Below are 14779 nucleotides of genomic sequence, written 5' to 3'. Positions count from 1 at the left end.
GGGACTGTTCTAAATTTTGTGTAAGTACTTAATTTTCATTTATCCTTCAGAGGATAATTACAAAAGGTACTTCACATGGATGAAGCAACAATCAAAAGTATGGCTGCCGAATTGGCTAAAGGTCTAAAAACACCAGAAGACTTAAACCAAATGACAGCAGTCTTTAAAAAATTCATGATTGAAACTGCACTCAATACTGAACTTTCAGACCATCTCGGTTATGAAAAGCATCAGCCCAAGAAAGGCTCAAATAGCCGTAATGGGTTTAGTTCTAAAACCATTACAACTCAAGATGGACAACTGGCTTTAGATATTCCCCGTGATCGAGAAGGTTCATTTGAGCCACAAATTATCAAAAAGCACCAAACACGCATCACCAGTATGGATGACCAAATCCTCTCACTGTATGCAAAAGGAATGACTAATAGGGAAATTGTAGCCTTCTTCAAAGAAATGTACGATGCCGATGTGTCAGCATCTCTCATCAGCAAAGTTACCGATGCTGTGATTGAGCAAGTGACTGAGTGGCAAAATAGAGCCTTAGATAGCCTTTATCCTGTTGTCTATCTTGACTGTATTGTTGTCAAAGTCCGTCAGCACTCCAATGTGATTAACAAGTCCGTATACCTTGCTTTAGGCATCAATATGGATGGGCAAAAAGAATTACTGGGTATGTGGATTGCTCAGACAGAAGGTGCCAAATTCTGGCTGTCAGTCATGACAGAGCTAAAAAATCGAGGAGTACAGGACATTCTTGTTGCCTGTGTAGATGGATTAAAAGGCTTCCCTGACGCGATAGCCTCTGTTTACCCTCATACTGATATTCAACTGTGTATCGTGCATGTTGTACGCAATAGCCTGAGATTTGTAAGCTGGAAAGACTACAAAGCTGTTACGTCGGGTCTGAAAGCGATTTATCAGGCAAGTACAGAGGAAAATGCTTTAAAATCCCTAGACATCTTCTGTGATCAATGGAATCACCAGTATCCCAAAATTGGAGAATCCTGGCGGGCCAATTGGGAAAATATCCGAACGATCTTTAGCTATCCAGCCGAAATACGTCATGCAATTTATACAACAAATGCGATTGAGTCGTTGAATAGCGTAATACGCCATTCAACGAAGAAAAGGAAAATCTTTTCATCTGATGACTCAGTAAAGAAGGTCATTTACTTAGCAACATCAAATGCTGCGAAGAAATGGACGATGCCAATTCAAAATTGGCGTTTAGCAATGAATTGGTTTACGATTCAGTTCGATGATCGATTAAAAGATCATTTATAAAAAATGGAACTTACACAAAATAATTTACAGGCTCTTACGCAGAGCATTTACCGAAACAGCACGTTTCTGCTGGCAGTGCTCAACAGGTATTAGAGTTGGATTTAATCAATTCAATGATCAGTAGCCGGGCGTCGATTGGATAGCCTAAGCAATCATTCTTAGGCTATTTTGGTGATCAGGGCCAGAAAGACATTACGAGTATAATGTCCTTCAGGTTACTTTCGTTATTTACCGAAATCATTTCTATCTGCTTGATTGTCCAGTGGACCAGGTAGACAGCAAGTACGCACCAGAAACAGCAGATTCATATTTTTAATTATACCTTTCTACTATCATCGTATATACGAGAGCATTTAATTAAATTACATGGGAACTAATACCATGAATTCAAAGTTAATATTTCAGCAACTATGCCACTTTTAAAACTTCCAATTTATGTTCTCTAATTTTATTTATGACTTCCGTCATAATTATTATGTTGCAACATTTGCAACGTTATTGGTATGATTACCATGTAGTCTTACAGAACTGATGATTTGGTTCATAAGGTCTTTAACCCAAGGAGTGTTATTGACTGGTATCTGTAGGCAGAGATACGAAAAAGGCCGATCAGTAATGACCGGCCTTTTTCACGTCAGCACGAAAATTCCCTAATCCCATCATTTGATGCCAGGTGTAATAACCTTTGGTATGACTTTGTCGCTTTGTAATGCTCTAAGGTAACAGCACATAACCACGAAAGCAGCTGTAACGCATAGCGGATCTCATTATTCAAACGCTTGATTACTTCTACTTGATTAGTTGGTTCATATATTAAAATTTTACCGGTACCCTTTTCCTTCACGTCACTGAATTTCCATACTGGTTCTAAATGTGCCAATCGGTTTCTCCAGTCTTTGACCGTTTTAATACGATCAATGATCATCTGGTGATGCTTGTCTGGCACCATGTTGGTAAAGTTTTGGAAGATGATAGGGAATAGCTTATGCCAATCTATCAAATCGCCATTATTGTATTTCTTTGCTGATAATACATAGGTCCATTTTCCAAATTCGAGTTTTGACACGATGATTTGTGGCAGCAACTTTAGGTCTGTTTCTCCTTTATGGGTGATCTTTCTAAATGCTTTTCCTGTTTCGGTATAGATTGGTCTACCTTTTCTATCCTGTTTAGGATCACCATTAGGGTCAACATCCACAAAGCTAAAATATTCATACCATCTGAAGTTGCTTTCAACTTTTTTCGGGAACTTTGCTGATACTTCTTCGCTTAATGCTACGTGTATCCTATTTCTTAGGCACACTTCAATCGTACTAAGCAGAATATACAGCTCTGATGATAAAGCTTGATTCCAGTGGTAGTAGTGAAGGCAGTCATCATCTGTGCCGCATTTAAATATCCTCCTGTATGAAGATAATCTATGGCTACTTATTGATTGAATAATGTAGGATTTTGGCATTTTATAAATTGTATTGATCGAATTTTTTTATTATAAATCAATTCACTAATCTTAGTGTACATCAAATAAATCAGGACAAATTAAGCTAAAGATTACTTATATAATCTTTAGTTACTCTATTCTGATAATGCTCGAAAGAGAGAAATTACTTTTGACACCATTTCCGATGTTGTTAGGGAAGCATTAAAAAATCCCGTTGGCTGATTTCTTTAAGGACTTTCAAAGTTAAAAGTATTGGCCAGCTCAGGGTCTAGGCTTTGATCTACTCTAAGCTCGCTATCGCTCGGTTGAGACGTGATGTTGTTAGGTTTTGGAGATTTGACCGCCTCAAGGGTTGATTTCATACTTTCAAAGTTGTCTAAACAGGCCTTGTATGCGGATATTTCGTCCTTAAAACGTGAATTTTGTGGCTCTAAAACAACATCACATTTCAAATTTTTGAGCATCCTTTCGTCATTTTTTATGATTTTTTCTATTAGCTCATAGTCACTTTGGTTCAGCATATTTCTTGCCCGATTCATGTAATCGTTAAGTTTTTTTGACTTCCTGCTAATTATATGAATAACATCAAATTTTCTACCATGCTGATAGGCATAGTCTTGCTGTGCTGAAAACTCTTGATGTGCAAGCGCATAGTCAGGATAGTAGGCATCACCTCGTAGGTATTTAAATTCCTTGGCAGGTTTAGGTTTGGGACGTATTTTGCTGATTTCTGCTGTTAGTCGATCAATATCTCGACCAAGCTCATGACACTCTTTATCTGTGTCTGTAAGCCGCTTACCGTTGAGATCAATGCTTCTATTTCTTTGCTGTAATCCTGTGGTGCAGGCATCTGCGACACCTTCAAGAGTATGGTCTTGAGCTGTGTCTTTTCGTCTTTCAACTCCGTTTGCACTATATTTTTTAGCATATTCACTAAGTCCTGACCTTCTGAGACCTTCATCCATAACTTTTGATATTGAGAGGTGAAATTGGTTATTAATTTCTGTTGAAATTCTGCTGAAAAATTTCCGTGTTCTAGCTGTGAAATTTCCGATTTCATCTGCGAAATCAAATCCTTTTTTGTTTGGTTCTCTTTCTCTAAATCGCTGATTTTGTTGTTCAAGTCTTGTTCCAGCGTCTTGTAGGAATCCAAGATGGTTTTTAATGAACTGACTTGCTCCAGCAATAATTCGGTTTGTTGCGTCAGCAAGTAGTTTTGTTCTGCTAGGTACTGATCTATTTCTGTCTTCATTGTTTATCTCCGTAAAGTGTTCAGGTAATTGATTTGGCTTTGTATTGACTGCGAGTTTTGTTGGATCATTTCTTTTTGGGCGCTGATTGTTTTTAAGTTCGTACTGGACAGATAGGTTGTATATAAGCTCATTAAAAGCATCAGCACTCCAAACACTGTAACTCCCCATGTCGTGTGCTTGGCTGCTTGCGACTGCAATAGAGACTGGATTGCGGTCTGTGTGAACTCCGCTTGGTTCTCTATCGCTTGTTTTACTTGGGCTTGGACTAGGGCTTGGACTTGCTTCTGATCTATCGAAATGCTGTTTATTGCCTTGTCGATTTCGGTCTGCAACGATTGGACTGAAACTGAAACTTCTTGGATTTTCGACAAATCTGTATTCGAGATTATCTTTTGAGTCGCGTCTAATTGCGCTAGAAAGCTCGCTTTTTCTTCTTTCAGGTCTTGGGGATTCAAGTTCCCGATTTCGGTCAAAATCGAGCTTAGAGTCGACTCTATAGCTGTGGTCTTGGTTTCTACCTTGTTTAGAAGGGTGGTGCTTTGCATGATAGGCAGCTCGCTTTGCTCTACTAAGCTCAAGAAGCTCCTCAGCTTCTCCGATAGCTTCTGCAAGCTCGCTATCAGGTCGGTGGCCTGTTGCTGCCTGTCTAAGACGCTCTGCATAAGCTCCAAGTTCGAAGTTTTCACAATAAAGGTCTCCTCTAAGTCGGTGTGTGGTTTCTTTTTCGTTGTCTAGTGTGACTGATACAAATGCTTTCCCTGCCTTTACTGACTTCACTCCTTTAAAACATTGAATTTCCGCAACGATGTCAGCCTGATTTACAATCTCTCCAAGTTTCATCATTTCACGGATGTGAGCATCCACATATCTAACAAACTGCTTTCTTTTCATGGTTTCAAGATTTTGTTTTGGAATGATTTTTTCTGCACTCTTATTGATTTTGGCAACCCAGTTGGGTTCTTGTACTTCCCTGACCCACCGTATGTCATCTGGGCGTGACCATTCATACTTGGTGTTGAAGTAATCTCGCAGTGGGTCGAAGTGGTCTTGATGACCAGGTGGTGCAATGTTCATTGCTTTCCCACTTGCCAGGTCGATACGTGGAATCAAAACGTGGATATGCTTTGAGCCATTATCGTCAGTGTGCAGTACAGCAAACAGGTGGTACTGTGATGGATCTAACCCTGCAAACGAATGTTTCTCAAACTCTGTTAATACTTCGTGGATTTGCTCTTGAGTCGGGGCATCATCAGGTGACCATGCAATCACGCCCGATGTGTACTTCCACAAGTGGGGGGTGGCATTGCAAATGGCGTTGAATGTGGTCGCATCGCCTCGTAAAACTTCGATTCCTGCTCGTACATGTCCTTTGTGATCCAAGTCATCCAGTAGATAAGCTGAAGCGTGTGCAGCCGATCCCTTACCGTGCTCTAAAAACTTAATATGCACTTTCATCGATCTCCATTGACTGAAGTGAGTCCAGTTTTTTTTCAATGCGTTCAGGTGGCTGTCGGTTGAGATTAGGTAAAGTGGGGGACAGATTTTCTAGTTCTGTCTGCATGGCTTTTAAAACTTGGAAGCAACCAAAAATATTCAACTTGCGTTGCTCTTGGGTGTCGGCATTTTTAATGATGTTCAATGCCCTGGCCATTTGATTCAAGTTGTTACCAATTTTGGAAAGCTCAAGCAGAAGTAGTGGGTCGCTATGCTGATACCGATTGATAACCTGTAAAACCGTTTTTGTTTTGATTCTTGGTGGTTCTTCTTGGTCGTGTAGTCGTTTAACCGTGATCACATCTTTCATTATCTCCTGCTGAATGAGTGAATGAATAAAGTCCGTAAAGGTCATGCTTTCTTTTTTTAGATAGGCTTCCAACTGCTCTAATTGCAGTTCGGTTAATCTGAAAATCTTATTTTTTGTTCGCATCCCATTCCCCTATGAAAGGCTTTTGCTTTTAGCTCAACGAAGTTGAGCTGCCCATCTGTGATGGGCTAAGGGTGGTCTTAGGAGGGGCTCCCTCCTAACAAGCCCTGTATATAAAATTCGAAGAATTTGTATATACAGGTAGGCTTGCTTTTTGCATTCCGATCCCCTTTATACCTTCAATAGTAAATCGGAAGATGGTCGAAATTTTTTTTAGTTCATGAAAATGGTTTATGTTTTATGTGTGTTTGTCTCAATAAATAATTTTTTATAAAGTGAATCTAAGACTTTCATTTTTCTGTTTTTTATGGTTTGAATTTTTCCTCTTTTGTAGCGGTTACTTTGATTTCAAATGCTACAAAAGAGGAAAGGGTAGTCATAAATTAATAGTCAAAATTAAAGAAATTTTCTGGAAAACAAGACAGAAATGCTTTTTGAATATCGCTGTATTCACCTTCTGGATGTTCCTCTAAATACCGTCGAGTCCAAATTAGTGTTGCTTCATAATCGTTAAAGCACTGATCGAGTTGTAAAAAAATCCAAAGTTCATGTGCTTTTTGGATGAAAAAGTCATTGATGATCATAAGTGCAATTTTCTTTTCAGTATTTGCATTAGGGTATGAATACATAATGTTTTCTCCTATAGAGATGGTAAATAGATTAGTTGATAAGCTATTTATAACACACAAAAATGTGTGTTTAACACATATTTTTGTGTGTTTTTATGTAAATGTAACCCTATGCTATAATCTCAAGACACCATTTCTATAAATTTAATCAAATGCCATATACTGAATTTCAACGTCTTATCGGTAAAGCAGGGCTTTCAATTAAAGAATTTGCTGAATTATTGGACATGAAACCTAATTCGATTACGAATTACAGTAAACAAGGTGTCGTGCCTACACATATCGCTGTAATTGTTGCGTTGATTTCTACGATGAAAGATGAGGGATTGGATTTCTATCCTATTTTCGAAAAAATTAAGTCATATTCAAAAGACTAAGACTCTCGTTTGTTGATTGTTTTAAGCTGTTAGTGATGATGTAGAAAATGCCTGAAGTTCAGGCATTTTTTCGTTTCGGGTACTTATAAACCTCGATAGAACTTTTCAATAAAGTTTCGGGTTTTGAGAACCAGTGTATTTATATCGGCTGAGCACCGTTTGGAATAACATCTGGTTTGATGGCTTCTGTTTGACATCACTCATCCAAATCGGACATTTCTATTTGGGGCTTACAACCCAACTGTGCATAAGAGTTTTTATGTTAAATAGCGAAATCTATTTCCCTATTCTTTTTCCTTCTATGCAATATAGTCTTTTAATTTATGCGCTATAGCATATGCAAGTAAAGGAGGAACAGCATTCCCTACTTGAAGCATTTGATTAGACTTTGGACCAGAAAATATAAAATGATCAGGGAATGATTGGATTCTAGCAGCCTCTCGAACTGTTAAGCATCGATCTTGTTGAGGAAGGGTAAACTGACCTGATGATGGAGTATCAAATCGAGTTGTAATAGTCCTTGCTATCCCATCACTTCTTAAACGTGTCCATGTACCACTGTAAATTGATTTAGTAAGGTGTTCTTGAGGCAAACTTTCTTTACCACCACCTTCATGAGGAATCATTTTAAGACGTTCAAGGACTAATGGAGAGTGATTCGTTGCTTGATGATTTCGAATATTTAATGAATGTTCTCTCAAATATGACTGATATTCAGTCTTAATTTGAGACGTATATTCGTAAAACTCTTCACCTTCTCCTGCTACAAGCTTAGGTAAATCAGAAAAAATCTCATGTAATTTTGGAGGCGCTTTTCGATTTAATTCAGAGAAATCGAAACATTTATTATTTTTAATACCAACAATAAAAGCTCTCTTTCTTTGTTGAGGCACACCAAAATCAGATGCATCTAAAATTTGTGCATTAATGGTATATCCCATTTTTTCACAATCTTCTTTAATCAAATTGAAAAAGTAGCTATCACTAGTTGTAAGAAGATTAGGTACATTTTCAATCACAAAAGCTTTGGGATGAACATATTCAACAACATTTAAAAAATATTTAAAAAGATAATTCCTTTCATCATCAAGGCTTAGGCGTTTACCTTTTTGAGAAAAGCCTTGGCATGGTGGTCCACCAAACACCACATCGATTTTTCCAACCATATTCGCAAAGACTTCGCTAATTTTTAAATTAGTGACATCTTCATTTATTACTTTTGAATATGGGAAGTTAAGTTGGTAGGTTTTTGCGATATTTGGCTCTTTTTCTACAGCTAAAAGACTTTGAAATCCTGCCATTTCAAAGCCGTATGACATACCACCAACACCAGAAAATAGATCAATAGTTTTTAACATCATACATCCTTAACTCGATTACAAGCTGAGTCAAAATATTCAGAATTTAATTCTGTACCAAAGAAACGTCGTCCACATTTTTTAGATACAACAGCTGTTGTTCCACTTCCCATGAATGGATCAATGATCAAATCATTTGGGTGTGATAGAATTTCTACAAAGTGTTGGATAAGTTTCTCAGGCTTCTGAGTTGGATGCTTTCCAAATTTCTTTTCAGATTTTGGTGTAAGACCAGTTTCAATAAAATCGTGCAATAATTTGCCATTATTGTTAAAAGTCCCCGAAGGACCTTTCTTAACGAAGTAAATCCAAGCTTCTGTTGAGTTAACGAAGGTTAAGTTCATATTTCTAGGCATTGGATTCGTTTTATGCCATATCCCAGTAGTTTTGTAATAGAAACCAGCTTTTTGCGCAATTTCTATAATGCTCTCAACTTTCATGATAGACATAAAGATAATAACAGCCCCATTTGGAGCTAGTTTTGCATATGTTAATTGAAGAAAATCTAGCATTTGAACATACCAATCTTCATATGCTAAATCATCCCAACCACTAGCTACAAAATGATTTTCTCTTAATCGAAATACTCCAGTATTTCGACCTTTCATGAAATTTCCCAAGTTATATGGTGGATCTGTTAGGCATAAATGAACTGATTCATCCTTAAGTAACTCTAGTCCTGCTAAGCAGTCTAGATTAAGGAGTACAGAAGAGGAGTCTCTATATTGCTGTTTATCTAAGCTAACATGATGATTTAGATAGTGTTCATTTAATTGAGAATTCATTTGACAGCAAAATATTTAACTTAATTGTTGTATGATACCAATATTATAGAGTCTTGTACTTTCTCTGCGTCCTCAATTGACGCTTTGTAAAGCTAAGTTGTGAAATAAAATTTTAAGGAATGAGTTGTGATTGAAAGTGTATCCCCAAGATTAGGAATAAAATCTTCTCTTCCTGAGCATTTAGAAGCATTTGTTACAGTATATCTAATATGGAAAACTAATAATAAACATACAGTTATTGAATACTCTGAAGAGTTTACAGATTTAGATGGCCTGAAAAAAATAAAATTTAAAGATACTATTCTGACAGCATTAGACAGTTTTTTGAATACATATGCCAAGTATGATTCCAAAGTGTTTGATAATAGCCCTCTATTAGCGGCACAAATTGAACACTTACAGGTAGGCTTACTTAACTGCTATAAAGTAGCATATACAACTCATTTAGATATCAGCCTCTCGAATTCATGTGAAAGATCTGGTGGTAATAGGTATGACAAGAAATTAGAATATACCTCTTTCATAGATTTATTTGATTGCTTTGTCGAACACTCCTTAGATGAATATTTAGATCTATTTATTTTAATTTTAAATAAAGATAACTTTGTTTCTCATAAATTCTTTAAACAATTTTCAGGGTTTATTAGTTTTCTTGTCGAACAAACGAAATATAAATTAGCAGATGACACAGAACAAGATCGGCTATATAAAAAATTTGATGGACAAATAGACTTTTTCAAAAATGGTCCTTCTAGAATTTTAAAATCTTTTACTAAGCAAGGTTTATATGATTTATATCCTAATTCAACGTCTCTAACGCCTATAGAATTACAGAACAAAAAAAGCCGTATTGATAATTTATTTAATATTTTTAGTGTCAATTATGATGATGAAAGTCTTATTGAAGATGAAGAAACGGATACTGGATCTAGCCCAACCTCAAGTGAAATTAAAGGCTATAACAAAATCATTTATGGTGCCCCAGGTGCTGGAAAAAGTGCCACAGTTAGTAAAGTAGTGGGTAAAAACTATATTCGTACAGTTTTTCATCCAGAAACTCAATATTCAGACTTTATTGGCTGTTTAAAACCACATAAAGACTCTAGTGGAAACATTACTTATAGTTTCCGAAAAGGTCCCTTTATTCAGATTCTTGAAAAAGCACTTTTGAATCCACACACTCATTACTTTTTAGTCATTGAAGAGCTTAATAGAGCAAATACTGCAGCTGTGTTCGGAGAGATTTTTCAATTATTAGACAGGGATAAAGAAGGGAAAAGTGAATATCCAATTCTGATACAGGATGAAGATTTATTTGATGAATTAAATAATGTACCTGGTCTAAAAACCAATGAGTTTATTTTAAATCGCCAACTGATCATACCTAACAACCTATCAATCATTGCAACGATGAATAGTAGTGATCAGGCTGTTTTCCCATTGGATACAGCCTTCAAACGTCGTTGGATCTTTGAATACTTACCGATAAATTTTACCGAATGTGCAACAGGATTAATCCCTATCTATCATGCCGACCTTTCGAACATAGAATGGAAAACTTTAGCACAGGCGATAAATACGGTTTTAGTTCAACTAAAAGTTGTAGAAGATAAGCTTATTGGGCCATGGTTTGTTAATGATAGTGATCTTACAGAAGAGACTGCCAAAGATACTTTTATTGGTAAAATTTGTTCATACTTATGGGATGATGCTCTCAAATATAAAAACCATAATGATGAAATATTTAAGCGTGATATTCATAGCTATGGTCAACTACATCAAATGTATTCAAATGGAAAGTGTATCTTTTCTGAAAAATTTATAGAAACTCTTATAAGTAAAAAAGATGAAGATAAAACAGATAAGACTGAAACAGAATGATGGAATATCGATATTTTGAAGACAAAAAAATTGTCACTCTAAAGGAAATTCCTGATTTTGTAATTGATAAATTAAAGGTACTTGATGGTATTGATGTTGTTAATCAGGGAATGAAAATTACATTTTGTGGAGTCATTATTTTTGATGGCTGCACATACTGTTTTACTCCTGCAAAATCATTTGGTAATCACGTTAAATCAATAGGCAACCTAATAAAAGCCATTCATTTTTATAAAAATTCAGTTGATTCCAGTCTATTAGCATATGATGAAGATGAACAAGGTAGTGTTATCGAAGAGATTTCTTTAACAGACATTTTTGAAATCGTTGACCTGTATTTTAATGTAGGGATACTAAGATCTAAAACGCATAGTTATAGTGAAAAAGGTCGAACGAATTGGTCTAAAACTGTTAATAGAGAATTTCCTGTTTTTACTAGTGATGATGTTCCAGTATATTTGGATCTTCAAAAATATCCGATTTCTGTCTATCAGGATGATTTAATCTCAAGTATTCACTGTGAAATTATTTTAGATATTTTTAAAAAATTCCATTGGCTAGATGACAGATTTAATTTTGTATCCGAGGATCAATTAGCTGAGAAAATCTTATTCAATGAGTTGGATATAAATCAGAAAATTTCTTTACTGAAGCAAAGATTACATTCGACTTTTGTATCACTTGAAATTAGAACTTTACAATTACTTATTAGATATTTAGAACGGATTCACGAACTTGGTTCAAATAATGTTGTGATCGGAATTCGAAAATTTCATTATGTTTGGGAGTTCTTGCTTAAAAATATTTTTCACGATGTTGATTTAAAAATTAATTCTTTATTACCTATACCTCAATATCAATTTTCAGGTCCTATAGAGTTAACTGAAATCTCAGCTCAAAAGGGCATGCGTTTAGATATATTTATTAAAGATGAGAATCGTTGCTGGGTCATAGATAGTAAATACTATACGGCCACAGGAGCAACTGATGCTCCAGGATGGTCAGATTTAGTTAAGCAATTTTTCTATATTAAAGCGATTAAACTCATTTATCCTGAGCTTAAAGAAATCAAAAATATTTTTATATTTCCTGGTGTCACTAACTTGATATCTAAAATTCAAATGACTTATCGAGATGAATCTAAAGAAGTAGAAAAGCTAGTGAAATTAACGGAAGACTTTGTTCCTATTGAATGCTTATATTTAGATCCCAATGATGTAATAGAAAAATATTTAAAATCTGAAAAGGTTTACATCACGGATTACATCTAATATTTAGTTAATAAAAAAGCCCGACTCCTGTTGGGCTTTTTCGTATTTGGCTGCTAGGTAGGGCGTAAGCGTCCGCTGAATCCCATACCAATTTTTTAATTCGATTTAGGTTTCCAGCAGTGTGGCAGTAACTCTTCAATCTGGGTCACTTTATGTGTCGGTAGCTTTTTCAGCACATCACTTAAATAGGCATACGGATCCAAGCCATTCAGCTTTGCTGACTGGATTAAAGTCATGATATTTGCCGCTCGCTGTCCACTGCGCAGCGAACCTGCAAACAACCAGTTCTTACGGCCCAATGCCCAGGGACGCATTGAGTTCTCTGCCCAGTTATTGTCAATGGGTAGATTGCCATCATCCAGATAGCGGCTTAAGGCTGGCCAACGCTTCAGACTGTAATTGATCGCCTTGGCGGTTGGAGAACTCGATGGCACCGTCAGATCATGTTGGTTGAGCCATTCATACAGTTGTTGCCTCACCGGTTGGCTGTGCTGTTGTCGGTATTCGCGGCGGTGTTCTGCTGTACTATCGGTCTTTTTCCTGAGTTCTGCTTCTATGGCATACAGTTTCTGAATCAGCACTAATGCCTGTTCAGCGATCTGACTTTTCCCGGTCACATGCAGTTCATGAAATTTACGACGTGCATGTGCCATGCAGCCCACCTCAATGACATCGCCTGATTTAAAGCGTGCTTTATAACCACTGTAATCATCACAGACCAGATGGCCCTGCCAGCCATTCAGGAACTCTTCTGCATGCTGACCTGAACGGCTATCCTGAAAGTCATAGATCACCGCTTGAACTGGATTGTACTGTGTGGTGGCATAGGCCCAGACATAACCTTTCTTCGGTTTTTTCTCATTCTCACCCATCCGCATAATGGTGACCGGCGTTTCATCGGCATGGATCACCCGCTGTTGCAGCACCACCTGTTTTAAGGCATTGGCCAGAGGTTCCAGTTCCACACCGCAGCGACCAATCCAGTCAGATAACGTGGATCTGGACAGATCAATGCCCGCCCGCTGATAGATCAGGCGCTGACGGTACAGCGGTAAATGATCGGCATACTTCGATACCAACACATGGCTGAGCAGTTCAGGTGAAGCAATGCCTTTATCAATCACATAGGCTGGCATCGCTTGCTGAGTCAGGGTGTCGCACTGATCACAGACCCATTTGCCACGGATATGCTGTTCCTTATAGAACTGTGCCGGTCTGAAATGCAGTTTTTCACTGACATCTTCGCCGATACGCCGGAGTTGGCATCCACAAGCACATTGGGTTGATGCAGGTTCATGCTCAATACGGATGGTGTGTAGATGATCTGGCAGTGGTCGACGTTTAGGTTTATTGACTGTGGCTTTGTGTGTCACTGCATCGGTTTTATCTGCATTCAGCCGCTCCAGTTCTAGATCAACCGCGGCAATATCTTCTTCAACCGCTTCATCCCACAGATGGATTTGTTTTGCCGTTAAGTGTTCATTCTTTTGGGCGAATTTGTGCTTTTTAAACAGCGCCAGTTCATGCTCGTATTTTTGAGTGAGAATAGAAAGATGTTGAACTTTGGCATCCAATTGCTGGTTTGATTTTTCTAACTCTTGATTTGATTCTGCCAGAGACTGATGCTGCATTGCCAACTGTCTGGTGAATTCCAGCAGTTGTTCATGGGTCAGTTGGCTTAAGTCAGGCAGCGTATTCATGACCGCAGTATGCCTGAGGTCATGAGAAGAATGAAATAGAACGTTTGGAGAATAGCAGAATGGAACAGTCTGGTTTAAAGCATCGTCACCACCTGCTGTCGTCCAATGCGCTGCCAAGGTAAACCCTGGATCAGTGCCTGTAACTGTTCCGGACTTATCGCCATGCTTTCACCCTGGTGAACCTGCGCCCAGTGGAATTTTCCCTGTTCCAGCCGCCGGGCACACAGCCAGATGCCCAGTCCATCATGTACCAGCACTTTCATGCGATGGCCACGTTTATTACAGAACAGGTAAGCACAATGCGGTTTGATGTAGCCAAAGGCTCTCACCACCTGAGCCATGACAATATCCATCCCTGCTCGCATATCCAGAGGTTGGGTAGAAAGCCAGATTTCATCAATGCGGATCATGTTGCAAGTGCCTTGAGTAATTCTGCTAAAGCAGATATTTCTGATACTTGCCATTTCAAGCCAATTTCTGCTTTTGAGTGGGGTAAAGTAATTTGAACCTTTAACATGTCAGTAGGAGTAGGATCTAATGGTGCAGAGCAAGATAAGGCAATAAATGCAGGTTTATTCGGTAGTGGTGAGCGATCATTCCCTGGCTTAGCATCAATTAAGCGAATCCATTTGGATACAAGATTTGTATTCAATCCATGTTGCAAAGCGACCGAAGCAATTGAAACGTCCGGTGCTTTACAAGCCTGAACGATCTGCTGTTTAAATTCAGCACTGTATGTTCTTCGTTTTTTCGCAAGAGATGCGATGGATGTCTGGTGATTTGTAGTCATAAATTTTAGTCCCCACTTGTTTTTAAGTGTGGACTAAATTAAGGCTTATAGGATGAATTCAGAAGGTGTGTTCAGCGGACGCTTAC

Annotated in this window: 13 protein-coding genes; 4 read left to right on the top strand and 9 right to left on the bottom strand. The window is 37.7% G+C overall.

Features of this window, described 5'->3' with window-relative positions; translation table 11 throughout:
* The first annotated feature begins 75 nt into the window (after nucleotides 1-75).
* Complete coding sequence (locus MKL51_RS12590) at nucleotides 76-1284, top strand: IS256-like element ISAba26 family transposase (RefSeq protein ID WP_000343018.1); 1209 nt, start codon at nucleotides 76-78, stop codon at nucleotides 1282-1284.
* A 634-nt stretch (nucleotides 1285-1918) separates the two neighbouring features.
* On the opposite strand, the gene MKL51_RS12585 is transcribed toward MKL51_RS12590, so the two are convergent.
* From MKL51_RS12585 to MKL51_RS12570, 4 genes are all read right to left on the bottom strand, one after another.
* Nucleotides 1919-2743 carry an Abi family protein gene (locus MKL51_RS12585; RefSeq protein ID WP_065996236.1) on the bottom strand — a complete coding sequence of 275 codons (825 nt, stop codon included), beginning with the start codon at nucleotides 2741-2743 and terminating at the stop codon, nucleotides 1919-1921.
* 209 nt (nucleotides 2744-2952) lie between these two features.
* Entirely contained in the window at nucleotides 2953-5433 is a 2481-nt protein-coding gene (locus tag MKL51_RS12580) for a relaxase/mobilization nuclease domain-containing protein (RefSeq protein ID WP_068520166.1), read from the bottom strand.
* Complete coding sequence (gene mobC, locus MKL51_RS12575; RefSeq protein WP_065996242.1) at nucleotides 5417-5905, bottom strand: plasmid mobilization relaxosome protein MobC; 489 nt, start codon at nucleotides 5903-5905, stop codon at nucleotides 5417-5419. Before mobC ends, MKL51_RS12580 begins: the two co-directional genes overlap by 17 nt.
* A 380-nt stretch (nucleotides 5906-6285) precedes the next feature.
* Nucleotides 6286-6531 carry a hypothetical protein gene (locus tag MKL51_RS12570; protein ID WP_005130387.1) on the bottom strand — a complete coding sequence of 82 codons (246 nt, stop codon included), beginning with the start codon at nucleotides 6529-6531 and terminating at the stop codon, nucleotides 6286-6288.
* Between the two features lie 152 nt (nucleotides 6532-6683).
* Between MKL51_RS12570 and MKL51_RS12565 the strand changes: the two genes are divergently transcribed.
* Nucleotides 6684-6908, top strand: a complete 225-nt coding sequence (locus tag MKL51_RS12565) for a hypothetical protein (RefSeq protein WP_005264124.1) — start codon at nucleotides 6684-6686, stop codon at nucleotides 6906-6908.
* Nucleotides 6909-7207: 299 nt separating this feature from the next.
* Here MKL51_RS12565 and MKL51_RS12560 read toward each other — a convergent pair whose 3' ends face one another.
* Complete coding sequence (locus tag MKL51_RS12560) at nucleotides 7208-8269, bottom strand: DNA cytosine methyltransferase (RefSeq protein WP_065996244.1); 1062 nt, start codon at nucleotides 8267-8269, stop codon at nucleotides 7208-7210.
* Nucleotides 8266-9051 carry a DNA-methyltransferase gene (locus MKL51_RS12555; protein ID WP_079878060.1) on the bottom strand — a complete coding sequence of 262 codons (786 nt, stop codon included), beginning with the start codon at nucleotides 9049-9051 and terminating at the stop codon, nucleotides 8266-8268. Before MKL51_RS12555 ends, MKL51_RS12560 begins: the two co-directional genes overlap by 4 nt.
* A 126-nt stretch (nucleotides 9052-9177) precedes the next feature.
* On the opposite strand from MKL51_RS12555, the gene MKL51_RS12550 reads away from it, so the two are divergent.
* Together MKL51_RS12550 and MKL51_RS12545 are read left to right on the top strand one after the other, a co-directional pair.
* Nucleotides 9178-10932, top strand: a complete 1755-nt coding sequence (locus MKL51_RS12550; RefSeq protein ID WP_226789438.1) for an McrB family protein — start codon at nucleotides 9178-9180, stop codon at nucleotides 10930-10932.
* Nucleotides 10929-12203: an LlaJI family restriction endonuclease gene (locus MKL51_RS12545; RefSeq protein WP_226789439.1), complete on the top strand. Its 1275-nt coding sequence runs from the start codon at nucleotides 10929-10931 to the stop codon at nucleotides 12201-12203. Before MKL51_RS12550 ends, MKL51_RS12545 begins: the two co-directional genes overlap by 4 nt.
* A 95-nt stretch (nucleotides 12204-12298) precedes the next feature.
* Here the strand turns inward: MKL51_RS12545 and MKL51_RS12540 are convergent, their stop codons facing one another.
* The 3 genes from MKL51_RS12540 to tnpA all read right to left on the bottom strand — a co-directional run bounded on the left by MKL51_RS12540 (nucleotide 12299) and on the right by tnpA (nucleotide 14693).
* Nucleotides 12299-13903 carry an IS66-like element ISAba46 family transposase gene (locus tag MKL51_RS12540; RefSeq protein ID WP_017402503.1) on the bottom strand — a complete coding sequence of 535 codons (1605 nt, stop codon included), beginning with the start codon at nucleotides 13901-13903 and terminating at the stop codon, nucleotides 12299-12301.
* Nucleotides 13904-13977: 74 nt separating this feature from the next.
* Complete coding sequence (tnpB, locus tag MKL51_RS12535) at nucleotides 13978-14313, bottom strand: IS66 family insertion sequence element accessory protein TnpB (protein ID WP_004832949.1); 336 nt, start codon at nucleotides 14311-14313, stop codon at nucleotides 13978-13980.
* Nucleotides 14310-14693: an IS66-like element accessory protein TnpA gene (gene tnpA, locus MKL51_RS12530; protein WP_004646130.1), complete on the bottom strand. Its 384-nt coding sequence runs from the start codon at nucleotides 14691-14693 to the stop codon at nucleotides 14310-14312. Before tnpA ends, tnpB begins: the two co-directional genes overlap by 4 nt.
* Nucleotides 14694-14779: the final 86 nt, after the last annotated feature.

This window comes from Acinetobacter sp. AOR18_HL (assembly GCF_027855145.1).
GTDB classification, from domain to species: domain Bacteria; phylum Pseudomonadota; class Gammaproteobacteria; order Pseudomonadales; family Moraxellaceae; genus Acinetobacter; species Acinetobacter pittii.
This window is presented reverse-complemented; position numbering and strand designations above follow the sequence as displayed.